Origin of the sequence: Bacillus sp. BB51/4, assembly GCF_008368845.1 — a bacterium.
Taxonomy (GTDB): Bacteria; Bacillota; Bacilli; order Bacillales; family Bacillaceae_G; genus Bacillus_A; species Bacillus_A wiedmannii.
In genome coordinates this window covers 1-18,124 of the sequence record NZ_QOSC01000007.1, presented here as the reverse complement: position 1 = coordinate 18,124, position 18,124 = coordinate 1, and the positions used below count along the sequence as shown (strand labels likewise).

General features: G+C 35.6%; 15 protein-coding genes. 11 read left to right on the top strand and 4 right to left on the bottom strand.

Features of this window, described 5'->3' with window-relative positions; genetic code table 11:
- The first annotated feature begins 296 nt into the window (after positions 1 to 296).
- The 7 genes from DN392_RS07990 to DN392_RS07960 all read left to right on the top strand — a co-directional run bounded on the left by DN392_RS07990 (position 297) and on the right by DN392_RS07960 (position 7,839).
- A complete protein-coding gene (locus DN392_RS07990) occupies positions 297 to 1,007 on the top strand; it encodes a C39 family peptidase (protein WP_002108792.1) in 711 nt (236 codons plus the stop codon).
- Positions 1,008 to 1,139: 132 nt separating this feature from the next.
- Entirely contained in the window at positions 1,140 to 2,315 is a 1,176-nt protein-coding gene (locus DN392_RS07985; protein ID WP_000382107.1) for an amidohydrolase, read from the top strand.
- Between the two features lies 1 nt (position 2,316).
- Entirely contained in the window at positions 2,317 to 2,514 is a 198-nt protein-coding gene (locus tag DN392_RS07980) for a DUF3311 domain-containing protein (protein WP_000719859.1), read from the top strand.
- A complete protein-coding gene (locus tag DN392_RS07975) occupies positions 2,511 to 3,983 on the top strand; it encodes a sodium:solute symporter family protein (protein WP_000125904.1) in 1,473 nt (490 codons plus the stop codon). Before DN392_RS07980 ends, DN392_RS07975 begins: the two co-directional genes overlap by 4 nt.
- A 102-nt stretch (positions 3,984 to 4,085) precedes the next feature.
- On the top strand, positions 4,086 to 5,564 hold the full coding sequence (gerLA, locus tag DN392_RS07970) for a spore germination protein GerLA (RefSeq protein ID WP_141669293.1): 1,479 nt from the start codon (positions 4,086 to 4,088) through the stop codon (positions 5,562 to 5,564).
- Positions 5,565 to 6,689: a spore germination protein GerLB gene (gerLB, locus tag DN392_RS07965; protein WP_000802033.1), complete on the top strand. Its 1,125-nt coding sequence runs from the start codon at positions 5,565 to 5,567 to the stop codon at positions 6,687 to 6,689.
- Positions 6,673 to 7,839 (top strand): Ger(x)C family spore germination protein, encoded by a 1,167-nt coding sequence (locus DN392_RS07960; RefSeq protein ID WP_048567089.1) that lies wholly within the window; start codon positions 6,673 to 6,675, stop codon positions 7,837 to 7,839. Before gerLB ends, DN392_RS07960 begins: the two co-directional genes overlap by 17 nt.
- Positions 7,840 to 8,048: 209 nt before the next feature.
- Here DN392_RS07960 and DN392_RS07955 read toward each other — a convergent pair whose 3' ends face one another.
- Genes DN392_RS07955 through DN392_RS07945 form a run of 3 tightly spaced genes read right to left on the bottom strand, consistent with a single transcriptional unit; the run spans position 8,049 to position 10,403 of the window.
- Positions 8,049 to 9,449 carry a nucleoside recognition domain-containing protein gene (locus DN392_RS07955; protein WP_000443584.1) on the bottom strand — a complete coding sequence of 467 codons (1,401 nt, stop codon included), beginning with the start codon at positions 9,447 to 9,449 and terminating at the stop codon, positions 8,049 to 8,051.
- Entirely contained in the window at positions 9,427 to 10,149 is a 723-nt protein-coding gene (locus tag DN392_RS07950) for a FeoB small GTPase domain-containing protein (RefSeq protein WP_000033853.1), read from the bottom strand. Before DN392_RS07950 ends, DN392_RS07955 begins: the two co-directional genes overlap by 23 nt.
- A complete protein-coding gene (locus DN392_RS07945) occupies positions 10,146 to 10,403 on the bottom strand; it encodes a FeoA family protein (RefSeq protein ID WP_000252989.1) in 258 nt (85 codons plus the stop codon). Before DN392_RS07945 ends, DN392_RS07950 begins: the two co-directional genes overlap by 4 nt.
- A gap of 508 nt (positions 10,404 to 10,911) precedes the next feature.
- On the opposite strand from DN392_RS07945, the gene DN392_RS07940 reads away from it, so the two are divergent.
- From DN392_RS07940 to DN392_RS07925, 4 genes are all read left to right on the top strand, one after another.
- The gene (locus DN392_RS07940) at positions 10,912 to 11,814 is read left to right on the top strand and encodes a phosphate ABC transporter substrate-binding protein PstS family protein (RefSeq protein WP_000245104.1); all 903 of its coding nucleotides are present in this window, start codon (positions 10,912 to 10,914) and stop codon (positions 11,812 to 11,814) included.
- Positions 11,815 to 11,885: 71 nt separating this feature from the next.
- Entirely contained in the window at positions 11,886 to 12,776 is an 891-nt protein-coding gene (gene pstC / locus DN392_RS07935) for a phosphate ABC transporter permease subunit PstC (RefSeq protein WP_000676673.1), read from the top strand.
- Positions 12,777 to 12,778: 2 nt separating this feature from the next.
- A complete protein-coding gene (gene pstA, locus DN392_RS07930) occupies positions 12,779 to 13,699 on the top strand; it encodes a phosphate ABC transporter permease PstA (protein WP_000994145.1) in 921 nt (306 codons plus the stop codon).
- 135 nt (positions 13,700 to 13,834) lie between these two features.
- Entirely contained in the window at positions 13,835 to 14,359 is a 525-nt protein-coding gene (locus DN392_RS07925) for a P-loop nucleotide/nucleoside kinase family protein (protein WP_048567088.1), read from the top strand.
- Positions 14,360 to 14,402: 43 nt separating this feature from the next.
- Here DN392_RS07925 and DN392_RS07920 read toward each other — a convergent pair whose 3' ends face one another.
- Positions 14,403 to 17,447, bottom strand: a complete 3,045-nt coding sequence (locus DN392_RS07920; protein WP_000375565.1) for an efflux RND transporter permease subunit — start codon at positions 17,445 to 17,447, stop codon at positions 14,403 to 14,405.
- Between the last annotated feature and the right edge of the window lie 677 nt (positions 17,448 to 18,124).

The following is an 18,124-nucleotide window of genomic DNA, read 5'->3' as shown; positions in this document are numbered from 1 at the left end:
ATACTCGGCTTATTTATTATGAAACGAATGGAGTATGTAAAAATACGAACTATGACTAAATACTCTAAGAATGTTTATTAACAAGGTAATATCTTCACTATGTTAATTATTTTGATTTTAGCAAAAAAATTCAGAAAAGTATATTGTTTTTTCTTTTTATTAAAAATAATTAGAATTTTAAAACGATAAAAGTGTGAACAATAATTCACAGAATCTTTCTAGCAAACTAGTAAGAAGAAAGGTACAATGATAGGAGGTATGTCTGTAAAATAATAATTAATGGAGTTTTGTTTAAAATGAAAAAGTTAAAATATCTTTTTGTTTTTGGAATTATATTTGCTGCCGCGTTTTTTATAGGGAAAGATAAGATTATACAAAAGGCACAAGTGCTACGCTTAGACTTTCTATCTGAAATGAAAGAAGCGGCTATGATTGAAAATGTTCCGTTTATAAATCAGTTACCAGAATTACCTCGTGGATGTGAAGTGACAAGCTTAGCTATGTTGTTACAATATAAAGGTGTACAAGTAGATAAGATGCAACTTGCTAGTGAAATTCATCGTGTTCCATTTGAACAAAATGGTTTGCGTGGAAATCCTTATGAGGGATTCGTTGGAAATATTTATACGAAAGCTGAACCAGGATATGGTGTATACAATAAACCAATCTTTAATTTAGCAGAAAAATATGTTCCTGAAAAAGTAATTAATTTAACAGATAGAGACGTGAAAGATCTATATAAGGTAATTAGTTCTGGTTCTCCAGTATGGGTTATTATTAATACAACGTTTAAGCCGCTAGCTGAAAGTAGTTTTGAAACATGGAATACAAGTTCTGGTGAAGTGAAAATTACATATTTTGAGCATAGTGTAGTAGTGGTTGGATACGATCAAAACTTTGTATATGTAAATGATCCTCTAAAAAATAATCCACGTTTCGCTGTTCCACGAGCAGAGTTTGAGAAGGCGTGGGAGCAAATGGGGAAACAAGCGATTACTATTTTATAATAATGAAAAAGCCATCTTTTTGATGGCTTTTTATTTTTAAGTTATTATAACGGAAAATTCAGAAGATTCTTTTAAAAGTTAACAATTCACGTTATAATAACATTTAACTTGGTGAAGAAGGGGAGAAGAGAAATGGATGTTGCGAAGGAACTGGTTTTATCGAAAAATCAATTAATTGAGTGGAGAAGGCATTTTCATAAATATCCAGAGTTATCTTTTCAAGAAGAAAAAACATCACAGTTTGTATTCGATATACTTCGGAAAATCCCATGTTTAGAAGTATCAAGACCTACTAAATATAGTGTAATGGCAAGGTTGATTGGTAAGCAACCTGGTAAAATAGTTGCGGTTCGAGCTGATATGGATGCTCTTCCTATTCATGAAGAAAATGAGTTTGATTTTATTTCTACATACCCAGGTGTGATGCATGCATGTGGTCATGATGGACATATAGCGATATTACTTGGAGTTGTACATAAGTTAGTAGAAGAAAGAGAAAAGATTAAAGGGGAGATTCGTTTTCTATTCCAACATGCTGAAGAAAACTTTCCTGGTGGTGCAGAGGAAATGGTCGCAGCAGGTGTAATGGAAGGTGTGGATTATATTATTGGTGCTCACCTTTGGGCGTCGTTAGAGGTTGGGAAAGTAGGTGTAATTTATGGTCCTGCAATGGCTGCCCCAGATGTTTTTAAAATTACGATAGAAGGAAAAGGTGGACATGCTGGAATCCCTCATGAAACGGTTGATAGTATTGCAATCGGCACACAAGTTGTTGCACAAATGCAGCAAATTGTATCTCGCCTCACGAATCCGTTGGACTCCCTTGTAGTATCTGTTACGCAATTTCATGCTGGGACAACCCATAATGTGATTCCAGAACAAGCGGAGATTGAAGGGACAGTGCGGAGTTTAAGACATGAGTTGCGAGAAGAAACAGTGAAAAGGATTGAACAGATTGTAAAGCACGTGACAGAAGCTTACGGAGCGAAATATACGTTTTCTTATGAATATGGATATCGTCCAGTAGTAAATGATTATGAAGTTACAGAGATTATTGAGCAAACAGCATTACAGCTTTATGGAAGGGAACGAGTTACTCGTTTACAGCCGACGATGGCTGGAGAAGATTTTTCAGCGTTTTTACAAAAGGCGCCAGGGACATTCTTTTTTATCGGAGCAGGAAATAAAGAGAAAGGAATTATATATCCTCACCATCATCCTCGTTTTACGATTGATGAAGATGCATTACCGATTGGCGTGGAAGTCTTTGTATCATCGATTATGAATTTCATAAGTAAAGGAGAATGAGATGAAGAAAATACACGTATTAGCGCTTATTCCAGTTTTTTGTTTAGTTGTTGGACCCGTATTTGCTAATTCAGTTACTCCTTACATATTAGGGATGCCATTTTTATTATTTTGGGTATTATTATCAGTGCTCATTACGTCTCTTTGTATGGGGATTGTGTACGTATTTGATCCTGCTAATAAGGGGGATGTAAAATGACCGCATTACTTATCATTATTTTATTTTTGTTTCTCGCACTATTTTTAGGAATTCGAGCACAACATGGAAAAGATATGAATTTAGAGCAATGGTCAGTTGGAGGAAGAGGATTTGGCACTATTTTTGTTTTTCTTCTTATGGCAGGTGAAATTTATACGACGTTTACATTTTTAGGTGGAAGTGGATGGGCGTATAGTAAAGGAGCACCTACTTTCTATATTTTAGGTTATGGTGCATTAGCTTATATTTTATCTTACTTTTTATTGCCGCCAATTTGGAAGTATGCGAAAGAGCATAATCTTGTTTCGCAGCCAGATTTTTTTGTGAAGAAATATAGGAGTCAGACACTTGGCATTATCGTTTCTATCATTGGAGTTATTTCGATTATCCCCTACCTCGTTTTACAGTTAAAAGGATTAGGAATTATCGTTTCGGAAGCGTCGTACGGAAGGGTGTCACCAGTTATCGCAGTGTGGATTGGCGCAATTGTTATAACGATATATGTAATGGTTTCAGGTATACACGGCTCTGCTTGGACGGCCGCTTTGAAGGATATTATGATACTGTTTATCGTTATGTTTTTGGGTATATATTTACCGTACCATTATTACGGAGGATTTCAGCCGATGTTTGAAGCTGTAGAAGCAGCAAAACCAGGATTTTTATCTTTACCTGATGAAGGAATGAGCATTTCTTGGTTTGTTTCTACTATTGTATTAACAGCTCTCGGTTTCTATATGTGGCCCCATACATTCGCTTCTGCTTTCTCGGCAAAAAATGAAAAAGTATTTCGTAAAAATGCGGCCATTATGCCACTGTATTCTTTAGTTTTACTTTTCGTGTTCTTTGCAGGGTTTGCAGCTATACTGCAAGTTCCTGGATTAAAGGGAGGGGATGTAGACCTTTCGTTATTCCGTCTGGCTCTTCAAACTTTTGATCCTTGGTTTATTGGTATTATTGGTAGTGCGGGAGTATTAACAGCATTAGTTCCAGGTTCCATGCTTGTTATGGCGGCATCTACGTTGTTAGCGAAAAATATTTACCGAACAATGGTCCCGTCTGCTTCAGATAGACAAGTTGCTAAAGCAGCAAAATTATTTGTGCCTGTAGTAACACTTGTTGCAGTATTGTTTACATTTAAAGGAGGAGAAACAATAGGAGCTCTTCTTTTAATGGGATACAGTATAGTGACACAACTTTTCCCTGCACTTGTATGTAGTTTGTTTCCACGTCAAGTTATTACGAAGCAAGGTGCAATTGCAGGAATGGGGATTGGGTTGTTAGTGGTCGCATATATTACTTTATCTGGTTCAACTATAGCTACGATGTTTCCTGATTTCCCTCAATATATAAAAGATTTAAATGTAGGAATAGTCGCATTGTTAATGAATATGATTGTGATGTTTATCGTTAGTGGATTTACGAAAAATGTGTCTATAAAAGCAGACAATATAATAGTAGAAAAGTAATCCGTGTGCTAGAGCTATCTTTAAAAAGAGATAGCTCTTTTTTTGTATATATTTTCTTCTATTAGCGAAATCTAACTAAAAACTTGTTGAAAAGGAAGTTAGGTGGGGGACTTGTTAGAGTTAAAAGGTAACTTATTTGAAGTTATGAAAGAAATTAGGGATGAGTTAGGTTCGCCTAATGATTTAACAATTAGGGAAGTTGCCCTCGCTGGTAGTTTTACACGCTGTGCTGTTATTTTTTTATGTGGGTTAACAGATAAGGATAATGTTTATAAATATGTAGTTCATACACTTCAATATGAAGAAGTACAAAAAGAAGAGGCTGTTGTTCAAACGTTATTGGATCATTTTATTTCTATTGCAGAAGTTGGTAAGAAGACGACGTTTCCGGATATTATAAATGCGATTTTAGCAGGAGATACAGTTATATTAATTGATAATATTCAAACCGCTATCGTGATTAATAGTAGAGCTTGGGAAAAAAGAAGTTTAGAACCGCCAGTAACAGAAGACTTAATACGTGGACCGAGGATTGGATTAAATGAAGATATTAATGTGAATAAAATGTTAATCCGACGTGGTTTGCGCGATCCAAAGTTGAGGTTCCAATCTTATATTATGGGGAAGCGATCGCAGAAAGAAGTAACCTTAGTATATATAGAAGATATTATTAACCCTTATATTGTGAAAGAGCTAGATCGGCGTCTTCAATCAATAGAGACAGATGTCGTTTTTGAGACGGGTACGATTGAGCAATTAATTCAAGATAATAATTTGTCACCGTTTCCGCAGTTTTTGAATACAGAAAGGCCTGATAATATTGTGGCCTCGTTAGCGAAAGGAAAGGCAGCTATTTTGGTGGACGGATCACCGTTTGCCCTTATAGCTCCGCTAGTATTTGTTGATATTTTTCAATCTGTAGAGGATCATTACGAGCGCTGGGTGATTGGGACGTTATTGAGGATTTTGCGAATGGTCTCTGGTATTATGGCGGTTTTATTACCAGCGACGTATGTAGCGCTAGTTTCATACCACCAAGGGCTTATTCCATCTAAACTAGCTTATTCTATTGCGGGAGCGAGAGAAGGGGTACCGTTTCCTGCATATATAGAAACGTTAATGATGGCATTAACGATGGAGTTAATACGAGAAGCGGGAATTAGGTTGCCAAAACCGATGGGGCAAACAATTGGGATTGTAGGTGGTCTTGTAATTGGAGAAGCTGCGGTGAACGCAGGGATTGTAAATCCGTTTTTAGTAATTATTATTGCAGTTACTGCAATTGCTACATTTTCACTTCCTGTATATAGCATAACAATTACGTTTCGAATTTTACTTTTTGTCTTTGTATTAGCAGCGACTGCTTTTGGGTTGTACGGAATCATTTTAGCTCTTATTGCACTTGCGATTCATATTACGAATTTAAAGAGTGTTGGGGTGCCATATACAACGCCTATTGCTCCTGCATTTTATAAAGATTGGGAAGAAGAAATGATCCGCTTGCCAAAATCAATGTTGAAAGAAAGACCAGAGTACTTACAAACGAAAGATTCTACAATACGTCCAAAGGAGCGAGAGTAATTGAAACCATTTGAATATGGGGATGAAGAAATTGGATCTCGGGAACTTGGTTTTGCGGTATCGTCAACAATTATCGGTATAGGTGCATTATCTATGCCGCGAGATATTGCTACGCAAACTTTATTTTCGGACGGTTGGATTATTTTGCTTTTGGGTGGATTAGTCTGTGCGGTTTTAGGGTGGTTTGTAACGAGGGTAGCTATTTTATTCCCAAAACAAAACTTTGTTCAATATACGAGTGCACATTTGACGAAGCCTGTTGCATACACAATTAGTAGCATTTTAGTATTAACGTTTGCTGCTTTGACAGCATATGAATCCCGAATGATTGCAATTATTTCACAAACGTATTTGTTTAGTGATACACCAGTGCAACTATTGTCTTTCTTTTTCCTATTAGTTGTTATTTATGGAATAGCAGGATCGAGAGCAGCTTTAGTAAGGCTAAACGTTTTGTTTTTACCTATAGTTTTAATTGCGATAGTGCTGCTTTCTTTATTGAATATAAATTTAATGGAGATAAATAATTTACTACCAGCTTTTCAAACGGACGTCAGTCAATATGCTGTAGGAGTTAAAAACTCTATTTTCACATTTATCGGATTTGAGGTAGCTCTGTTTTATGCTGTGATGTTGAACGATAAGTCAGTGAAAAAGGCACCGATGGCAGTTGCAAAAGCGGTGATGGTAAACGTGTTGTCATACATTTTAATTTATGTAACTTGTATTAGTGTTTTTACTTATATGACAACCCGTGGATTGACGTATCCAACAATTGAATTAGGGAAAGAAATTGAAATTGGAGGAGGGTTTTTAGAAAGATTTGATGCAATTTTTTTCACTACTTGGATTATTACTATTTATAACACGACAGCAATGTATTATGACGTCGCATCTTTATTGTTTTGTGCTATGTTTCCGAAAGTGAAGAAACATATTTTTATTTTCGTAAGTGCCCCGATTATTTTTATGCTGAATATGATACCTAGTAGTTTGAAGGACTTATCAAATTACGGAACTTATTTAGCTTGGATAGATATGGGCTTTGTCGTGTTAGCACCTTTGTTAGTTTTTATTGTATATAAAATAAAAAGAAGGAATGGTAGAAATGAAACACCTTCTTAAAATCATAATGCTTATAGTTTTAGTTGGATCTATAAGTGGGTGCTCTGAGTTAGAAGAAATAGAAGAAAGAGGATTTGTAGTAGGTGCAGCCTATGATATTGTGAAAAAAAAGAAAGCGAATCCAATTATGAAAGGGACGTATCAGATGGTACTCCCCAGTAAATTGTCGCAACAAGGTGGACAAGGTGGTGGAGATAGCGAAAATTATATTAATGTGAGTGCGAAGGCAGATAGTGTCTTTGAGCAAATACGAATTATTGCCAAAAAAATTAGTCGCTCACTATTCTTTCCGCACATACAAGTGATAATTTTCTCTAAAGATTTATTGTCGAATCCATATGTTTTACAAAATACGTTAGATGTATATATTCGTGATCATGAGATGAGAAGAAATATACGTTTGTTCGTTTCTAAGAAAAATGCAGAAGCTATTTTGAAGCAGAGCGCTAAACCTGAAAATTTACCGGCGCAGTATATTGATATGTTAGCTGAACATCCTCCGAAAAATGCTCAAATGATTGAGGCTTCAAGAATTGGTGAAGTTCAGGAAAAGATGATTTCCAACCGAAGCTTCGTATTACCTATTCTTGAATTAACAAAGCAAGGGGTACAAATGAACGGGGCAGCGTTGTTTCGCGGGAAGGATAATAAGTGTGTAGGTAGTTTGAATGGAGAAGAAACATTTGGAATAAATTATATAATAGGTAAGAAAATTGGAGGATTCTTTACCATTCGTAAAAAAGACCAGCTTATTACATATGAAATTCATAAAATGCGTCGAAAGATTAAAGTATCTACAGAAAATGCTACAAAACCGAAGTTCGATATTCACTTGTTTTTGGAAGGAACATTGGCTGAGTTGCATTTTAGTGATCATAAACAAATTATGAACGAAAAGCGATTAAAGAAAAACATCACGGAGGAAATGGAGAAGCGCATTCAAAAATCGATTAAGCTTGTTCAAAAAAAATATAAGGTAGATGTATTAGAGTTAGGGGAAGTATATAAGCGGCATAATTATAAAGAATGGAAGAAGATAGATAAGAATTGGGATCAAGGTGAAAATTACTTTAGTAATGCTGAGATTACTGTTCATGTTCATCCGACAATTGAGCATTCAGGTTCAGCTTTACCAAAAAGAGTAAAGTAAGGTGATGGAAGGTGTTTACTGGATTAGGAATTAGTTGCACAATATTAATGGCAATTCTTCCGGGGGCCATATACTACATACATAAAAAAATCACAACGTATGGAGCACAACCTTGGAATACTGATATACAAAAAAAGAAACCTGAATAAATTCAGGTTTCTTTCGTGCAAAGCAAATGAAGGGGGATACCTTCTATGTATGCTTTGCTTTTATACAAGCCCTAACCAATGTACCAATTGTGTAGAGAGGAATGTCACAACAATAGCGATAACGGTAGGGATTGCAAACGATAAGAATGTCCATTTTGCACTTTTTGTTTCTTTATATATGTTAACCAGTGTTGTTCCACATGGGAAATGAAGAAGTGAGAACAACATTGTGTTTAACGCTGTTAACCAAGTCCAACCATTTTCTAAGAATAGATTTTTAATTTGGTTAAAATCATCTATTTCAGTTAAAGCTCCGGTTGATAAGTAAGACATTAATAAAATCGGGATAACAATTTCATTCGCTGGTAGTCCAAGAATGAATGCAGCTAAAATAAATCCATCAAGTCCTAACATTTTAGCGAACGGATCTAGGAAGTTTACAAAATACATAAGTAAGCTCGTGTCACCGATGAAAATATTAGCAAGTAACCAAGTTAATGCAGCCGCAGGGGCAGCTACAACGATAGCTCGTTTTAAAACATAAATTGATTTATCGAGTGTTGCACGTACAATTGTATTCCAAACTTTTGGCTTACGGTACGGTGGTAACTCAAGAGTGTAGTGAGTTGGCACGCCTTTTAAAGCTGTTTTTGATAGTACCCAAGAAACAGTTAATGTCATAATAACACCAATTACAACCATTCCAACTACGACACCTGCAGTAACTAATGTTTGCATACTACCTGTATAACCAGCAGCCATAAATAATGAAGCCATTAAAATTAACATAGGCCAGCGACCGTTACAAGGAACGAAGTTGTTTGTTAAAATTGCAAGCATTCGTTCACGTGGTGATTCAATAATACGTGTTGACATAATAGCGGCTGCATTACAACCAAACCCCATTGCCATTGTTAAAGATTGTTTGCCGTGTGCACCGGAGCGTTTGAATAAGCGGTCCATATTAAAAGCGACACGTGGTAAGTATCCGTAGTTTTCTAATAGTGCGAACATAGGGAAAAAGATTGCCATAGGTGGTAACATAACGCTAATAACAGCACCGATACCGCGGAATAAACCAAGTATTAAAATGCCATGTAACCATTCGGGTGCATGTGCTGCCTGGAACCAAGATGTTAAATACCCTTCGGCCCATCCGAAGAACTCAGCAATCATATCAGAGGGTACGTTAGCGCCTGCAATTGTAAGATAAAAAATAATAGATAAAATACCGAGCATAATTGGGAATCCCCAGATGGGAGATGTGAAAATTTTATCTAGTTTTTCAGAACGATACAATTTATCAGTATTTGTATATTGAACAGACTCTTTACATATGCTTGCAGATGTTCGATAAATATCTCCGACAATATCATCTCGTATATCGTCTTTTGATAGTGCTTGTGCATGTTGAATAATATAGTCCAATGGAAGAGCTTTACTGGCTGAGTGAGATTCCATTTATTACGACCTCCCTTACAAGTGGTTCATTATGGTGTTTTTGAAGTGTAGTTAAGAAATTTTTATCTCCATCTAATATACGTAACGCAATCCAACGTGCTGGATACGCATCACCGAACACTTTATAAATTTGCGGTTCTAATTCCTGAATCATGCTTTCGATTTTTTCGCTGTAAGAAATTTTAATTGGTGTTGGAATTAGTTTTTTATTTGCTACTTTAGCGATCACATTTAGCAAATGTCCAATGCCTACTCGGTTACGAGCAGAAATCTTAACTACAGGTACACCGAGTGATTTGGCTAATTTTTTTTCATCAATAACGATGCCTTTTTTCTCAGCTTCATCAATTAAGTTAATACAAATGACTACGTTGCTCGTCATTTCCATCACTTGGAGTGCTAAATTTAAATTTCTCTCCATAGCAGTTGCGTCTATAACAACTACAGTTACTTCTGGTTTTTCAAATATAATATAATCCCTCGCTACTTCTTCGTCCGCAGAATTTGAATATAGTGAGTAAGTTCCAGGTAAATCAATTAATGTATATTTACTTCCGTTATGTTCATATTCCCCTTCAGCTTTTAAAACAGTTTTTCCCGTCCAGTTTCCAGTATGCTGTTTTAAGCCTGTTAAAGTATTAAATAATGTACTTTTCCCGGTATTCGGGTTGCCAGCTAAAGCAATGCGATGTTTGCTCATCTGAAATCATCTCCTATTAATACCCCGAAAATAAGGGAACTTTCTTCCTTGCGTAGTGCAATAGTGGTGTTGCTTACTTGATAAGCGACAGGATCTCCAAGTGGACTGCGTTGTAATACTTTAATCGTTGCCCCAGGGATAAATCCTAAATCTAATAAACGTCGTTTCATAGTTCCTTCTAATTGTATCTTCTCAATTTGTACAAACTCTCCTGTCTTAAATTCGGAAAGTGGTTTTGTATTAGCCGATACCATAAAAGTTACCTCATCTCTATATTGTTAGTTTAAGTTTAAAAAGTTTCCTTAGGTAAACTTTTTGTTAGTAATATAGTAGACTACATTGGATGATGCTGTCAATTGGTACTTTAAAAATATTCATTTATTTTTAGAATTGTTCCAATTTATTTAGTTGTACTAAAAAATATTACTGAAATTTTATTTAATGTAAATGAAGTAAGAGTGTAAAAGTAAAAAATACAAAGGATTTGTAAATGTATTTTTAACTAAAAGGGGAAAAGAGCGAAAAACATTTACATTGAGTTTACATTGTTAAGAATAAATTTACATTACAGCTTAATTAGTGTGGATTTTGTTGGGTTCTTTAACTATAAATCTTGGGATTCCTAGCTTTTAAGGGTTATTATCGTTATTTACTTAAAATTAAAGATTGCTTAACACTCACATAATATTGCTGTCCTACAATGAATTTGTGTTCGAAAGAAAATGAATTCGAAAAGTGATAATCCAAATGGGGGTACAAGACATGGTTATGAAAAAAGGTATTAAATTTTCTTTAGCGGCTTTAGTGGTAGCAGGAGCGTTGGTTGGATGTGGGAAAGCGGAAGATACAGCTAGTAAAGAAAGTGCTAAAGGAAGCGATAATACAAAACAAGAATTATCAGGCACGATTGCAGCAGCTGGTTCTACGGCTCTTCTACCTCTTGCGGAGGAAGCTGGAAAGAAATTCATGGAAAAAAATTCGAAAGTTTCTATTCAAGTTCAAGGTGGCGGTAGTGGAACTGGGATTAACCAAGTAGCATCGGGTGCAGTACAAATTGGTAATTCAGATGTTCCGTCTGGAGATAAAATAAAAGATGCTGAAAAAGCGAAAGAATTAGTAGATAACAAGGTAGCGGGTATTGCATTCGCACTTGTCGTAAATAAAGATGTAAAAGTTGATAACTTAACAGTAAAACAAGTACAAGATATCTTCACTGGAAAAGTAACAAACTGGAAAGAGGTAGGGGGGAAAGATGAAAAAATCAACGTAATTAACCGTCCGGCTTCATCTGGTACACGTGCTACGTTTGAAAAGACAGTTATGAAAGAAGCGAAAATTAATGATGGAACTGGTACAACACAAGATTCTAACGGTGCAGTAGAGCAAGCGATTAACTCTACTCCAGGTTCAGTAAGTTATTTAGCGATGTCTTACATGGTTGGCGATAAAAAAGGTGCGCTACAAACAGTGAAAATTGATGGTGCTGAACCAAAAGTTGAAAACATTTCGTCGGGTAAATATCCATTCTGGTCTTACGAGTACATGGTAACAAAAGGTGAGGCAAAAGAAGCAACGAAAGCTTACATTGACTATGTAAAAGGTAAGGATTTTGAAAAGCAAGTAGAAGATATGGGTTACATTCCTATGTCTAAATTAAATAAATAAGAAAGTTTTATGGGGCTGGCTGCAAGGCCAGTCCTGTTCATTTCAATCTATGAAGTGGGGTCTGACCTGTGATGAAGGGGAAAAAACAAATTAATTACGTAAAAAGTGAATATATAGGAAGATCGCTTGTTACGTTTTGTGGTATTTTTATTGTTTTAATTACATTAGCTATTATTGCGTTTATTTGCGGTAAAGGTATTCAATCTTTTACACAAAGCGGTATCTCATTTACTGAGATGTTAACATCGACAAAATGGAATCCAAATGCTGACGAAGGAACCTTTGGGGCTTTGATTTTCATTGTAGGTTCAACAGTGGTTTCGTTAGGTGCGGTTATTATTAGTGCGCCAATTGCTATAGCTCTTGCTATATTCATGAATTTAATTTCGCCGAAGTTTGGGAATAAAGTATTGAAGCCTGTTTTAGAATTATTAGTTGGTATTCCTTCGGTTGTATACGGATTATTAGGGGTTACGATTTTAGTGCCGCTATTACGTGATTCGTTCGGGGGAGTGGGCTTTAGTTTAATTGCAGGTATCGTTGTATTAAGTATTATGATTTTGCCTACTATTGCTAGTATCGCTTCTGATGCAATACGCTCTGTTCCATTTGATTATTTAGAAGCTTCTTATGGTCTAGGATCAACGAAATGGCAAGCGATTAGCCGAGTGATTGTTCCTGCTGCGAAAAAAGGGATTTTAACAGGTGTTGTTTTAGGTTTAGCACGTGCTTTTGGTGAAGCGTTAGCGGTTCAAATGGTAATTGGAAACACAATTAAATTACCAGAAGGAATATATAGTCCGACAGCAACGTTAACTGGTATTTTGACAATGGACATGACAAATACATTAAACGGAACTGCTTGGAACAATGCGCTATGGAGTTTAGCGATGATTTTACTTGTTATTTCATTCCTGTTTATTTTAGTAATTCGAGCGATTGGGCAAAGAGGTGAGCGATAATAATGAACGCAAGAACGGTAAATAAAGTTTGGACAGGTATCTTTTATGCAGTTGCAGCTTTAGTTGTAGCTCTTCTAGTATTCTTAGTGTTTGAAATTCTGCAAAAGGGATGGGGATTTTGGGATCCTAATTTCTTGTTTGGAGAACCAAGTAATACAAGAGCTGGTGGTGGGATTGGTCCGCAGTTATTCAATTCCTTCTACATGCTTGTTATAACGCTTGTTATATCTATTCCTCTTGGATTAGGTGCTGGGATATATTTAGCAGAGTATGCAAAACAAGGACGTTTCTTAAACTTTGTTCGTTTATGTATCGAGACAATGGCGTCTTTACCATCTATTGTTGTTGGTCTATTCGGTTTGCTAGTGTTCGTTACTATGACAGGTTGGGGATATACAGTAATGGGTGGTGCCCTTGCTTTAACGATTTTAAACTTACCAGGTTTAACACGTGTTTGTGAAAATGCGATTTCAGAAGTGCCTCATAATGTAAAAGAGGCGAGTCTTGGATTAGGTGCAACGAAATGGCAAACAATCGCTCGTATTATTATTCCGTCGTCATTACCGCAAATTATTACTGGTATTATTTTAGCGGCGGGTCGTATATTTGGTGAAGCGGCAGCGTTAATTTATACAGCGGGTTTAACATCCCCGATTTTAAATTCAGCAGCGGACTTCTCAAGTCCTGCGCATCCTTTAAATCCATTTAGACCAGCTGAAACGTTAGCGGTTCACATTTGGAAGTTAAATTCTGAAGGAGTTATTCCGGATGCAAAGTTGATTGCGACAAAATCTGCAGCTGTATTAATTATTATGGTATTACTATTCAACGTTATTTCACGCTTGGTAGCATCTATCTTGCACAAACGTTTTACAGGAACGAAAAGAAAAAGTAAAACGACGAAGAAAGTAAAAGCGGCATAAATTATAAAGAGGAACTCTCTACTTATAAGTAGGGAGTTCTTTTTGTATTTTAATATAGAAGGAATGGATGTAATGATTGTTGAATTTGTAATTGATTATATAGATGAATAGGTACGGATGAGAGGGGAAGTTAATTTGTTTTTTCTGCAAATGTCAGGTTTTCCTGGATCGGGAAAATCGACAGTTTCTAAGCATATAGCGAAGTTAACAGGTGCTGTAATTGTAAATCATGATGTTTTGAAATCGGCATTGTTACAATCATTAGAAATGAAAGGGATTGAATCGACGATTGTTGGAGGAGTATCATACGATGTTGAATGGGCATTACTTAATTCTTATTTAGGACAAGGGCATAGTGTTATATTGGATAGTCCATGTTTATATGAAGATATGGTTGAAAAAGGAATTAAGCTTTCTAATAAACATGGTGTGAAATATAAATATATTGAGTGTTATCTGAATGATATGGAAGAGATTAATAATAGGTTACAAACACGTAAGCGTATGGTCAGTCAAATTGAAAAGGTAGAGTCGGAAGTAGCTTTTAAAAAGTGGTTAGATGGTAGTAAAAGACCTCTAAATAGTGAATATCTTATTGTGGATTCTAGTAAACCTCTAGAGCAATATGCGGAAAAAATGATGGATTATATGTGTAGGTAGAGAAAAAAGCGTTATCTTCATTCGTGAAGATAACGCTTTTTCTTTAAATATCAGGTGTTTCTGTAGAAGTGCTTATTTTTCTGCGAGAGCGTCTTTTTCTTCCGATTTTATCTAATAGTTCATACATAACTGGAACAACTACTAATGTAAGAACTGTTGAAACTGCTAAACCACCGATGACAACGACTGCCAAACTTTTTGATACCATACTTCCTGCTTGGGATTGGCCGAATAGGAGTGGTAGCATAGCGACGATTGTCGTTATAGCTGTCATAATAATTGGACGTAATCTAGTGGATCCTGCTTCTAGTAAGGCATCTCTTGTTTCCATTCCATGTTCCCGATTTTGTTGCACTCTTTCTATTAATACAATAGCGTTTGTAACGACAATCCCGATTAACATTAATGCGCCGATCAAGGAATTTACATCAACGGGTGTTCCTGAAATGATTAATCCTAAAATACCGCCAACAGCAGCTAATGGCAGGGAGAACAAAATTGCAAAAGGAGCCCGCGCCTGTCCGAAGGTGATAACCATAATTAAATATACAATCCCGATTGCAATCCCCATAATTTTGAATAAATCTTTGAAGTTCTCTTGCATAGATTCAGTTGCACCTGCAATAGTTACTTTTGCGCCGCTAGGTAAGTCTAAGTTAGCTATCGTTTCGTTTACTTCTGCGCTTACTTTACTTAAATCTTCATTTGAGGCCTCGGCAGTAATTTGAATCGTTTCTTTTCCGTCTTTATGGAAGACTTCTGTTTGAAGTTGCTTTTCTGAAATAGTTGCAATGTCTTTTAAAGGAATTGGTCCATTGATAGGTGATAGTATGTTTGTGTTTAAAATGTCTTCTTGTTTAGTAATGTTTTCTTTTTTGTGTTCTATTATAATAGTTGTTTTTTCATTATTAATTGAAACTTCACCAATAGGTGATTTCTTCATAAGGAATGCTACTTGTTGTGCTGCTAATTCTGGTGTTAAGCCTAGTTGTTCGGCCTTTGTTTGATCAACATGGATTTGCCATTCTTTCTTAGAGTCTTCTAAATTTGTTTTTACTTTAGAGAGAGCAGCCATATCTTTTAGTTTTGTTTCGGCGATAGTAGCAGCCTCTTTTAAAATCGTTTCGTTAGTTGCTGTTACGTTAAATTGCAAATTGTTGCCACCACCAGAGCTTGAATAACTTGTTTTTATATAATCTAGTTCAGCAGGCTCAAAAGCTTTATGTTCTTTCTTTAACTCTTTAATATATTGATCAATATCAGAGCCTTTCTTGAAGACTACAAATATACTGGCAAGATTATTTTTTGTCGTTTGTCCCCATTGTGCATCTTCTGCGCTAGATCCCATTCGTAAAATAACATCTGTTACATCCGAATTAGAAAGTAATTTCTTTTCGAAATCGAAGGCTTTTTGTTTTTGCGTTTCAGGAGCGTAATCAGCTGGGAAAGTCATATTAATAGATAACATTGTGTCGTCTTCAGATTTTATGTTCGCTTTCGGTAGTAATACATAGGCTGCAATTGATCCTGCGAATAATAAAAAGGCGGTAAGTAGAATAATAAATTTATGCGAAAGAGCCCACTTTAATGTAGCGACATATCGTGGTGAAGAACTTGGCTTTTTGTGTTTTGTTTTTTTGAGTAGTAAAAACGCCATAAGTGGAACAACTGTTAGTGCAACGATTAAGGATGATAGTATAGAATATACAACTGCTAATACCATAGGTAACATTAATTTTCCGATTACTCCTGATACGAGGCCGATAGGTAAGAAAACAGCGACTGTTGTTAAAGTAGAAGAAGTAATTGCGACGGCGACCTCTTTCGTTGCATCGAGAATAATATCTTTAGAGAAAGATTCTTTTTGTAAACGACGGAAAATATTCTCGATGACAACGATACTATCATCAACGAGACGTCCAACTGCAACTGCTAAACCACCAAGCGTTAAGGTGTTAAGTGTGATGTTAGATTGGTGTAGTAAAAAGAGTGTTAATAAAATAGATAATGGAATACTGACAACGGCGATGAGTGTCGTTCGGAAGTTACGCAAAAAGATTAAGATAATTAGAGTTGCAGCAATTGCTCCAAGAATTACTTCTTTGCCCATACTAGTAACAGCATTTTCAACTTGCTCATGAGTTGAGGCTAAAAGTTTAATAGAAAACTGATCTTTATATTGTTTACTTATATCTTTGATTTTCTTATCAATTTCCTTTCCGATTGCAACTGCATTTTTACTTGGCTCTTTCATGATGATTAATCCGGTTCCTTCTTCTCCGTTTATATGCGAGATTGTATCGTAGTGTTGTTTAAGTTCAATTTGAGCAACATCTTGTAATTTTACTTGAGGTGCAACGGTTATGTTTTTCATATCATCTACATTTTTTATATCCCCAATGACACGAAGATTATATTCTTCTTTATTAACGGTAATTGCTCCAGCTGGAGTGGAAGTTTCCTTTCCTTGTAAAACCTTTAATATTTGTTCTGTTGTTACGTTTTTATCTTTTAATTGGTTTGGGTCTAGTATGATAGATAATTCAGAGGTTGATTTTCCGAAAAACATAACGTTGGCAACACCATCAATGCTTTCGAGTTGTGGTACGATTTCTTTTTCAATTTGTTTTTCATCTGCTTTTGAAAATCCGTTTTGCTTCTGGATAGCAATTTGAGCGAGTGGAATCATAGAAGTATTTAGTTGGCTAACTACGGGTTTCGTTGCATCTTTAGGTAATTTAATTGTATTAATGGTTTTTTCGACTTCACGTGCTGCGTCTTTCATATCTGCTTTGGATGTATATGTAATGTCGATACGTGATAATCCTTCGTGTGTGGAGGAAGTGATGCCATCAATATGTTCTAAATTACGAAATTGTTTTTCGAGGGGATCAGTTACTTCCTTGGTCATCGTTTCAGCATCAAGCCCTTGAGATAATGTCGTGACAGTTATTGCGGGATTATCGATGCTTGGCAAAAACTCCATCGGCAATTTAGAACCAGAATAAACGCCGAGTATGGAAATGAGAAAAACCATGATAATAATAGCGGCTCGGTTTTTTAATGAAAACTTTGTTAACCTATCCATAAGATAATTCCTCCATTAGTATTTATAGTTTTGTGGGCACTTTCTTACTATATAACAAAAAATGGATATTTTTCATTAATTAAATGTAAAAAAATTCTAACAATAATCTTAAGTTAATGTTTTTGTTGGAATTTCGTTATTTATTCTGCTATTCGCCGAGCGATAAGACTATTACCTAATCGAGCTGTCTGTTAAACAACCGATTCGTTCAATTAATAGTTTGTGTGGAGGAACAAAACTAAAAGTCGGCATGTTTGCTTTATGTAGGAAGTGGTGAATCTATTTTTTAGTTTGGATTGATTTGTTTTTATATTGTTAGTCTATAGAGAAGCAAATGATCAGGACGTTAATATAGAAGAGAATGAAAATCTAGGAAGGGGTTATGAAATACAGTTTGGTTAACTAGAGTGTATTGGTATACAATTTAAATAGCTGTTTTCCGTAGATGGGATGAGGCGTCTCTATATAGAAGAAAGTAGGATGGATATTTTTTTGTTTTTTTTTAAAAAACACTTGTTATTTAAAAATCATGATGGTATATTAATAAACGTCGCTGATGCGGAAACGCAGAAAACGACAAAAAAGAAATTTTAAAACGTAGTTGACATCAAAAAACGAAGATGTTAATATGATGAAGTCGCTTTTGGAGTGGCAGACAAGTTCTTTGAAAACTGAAC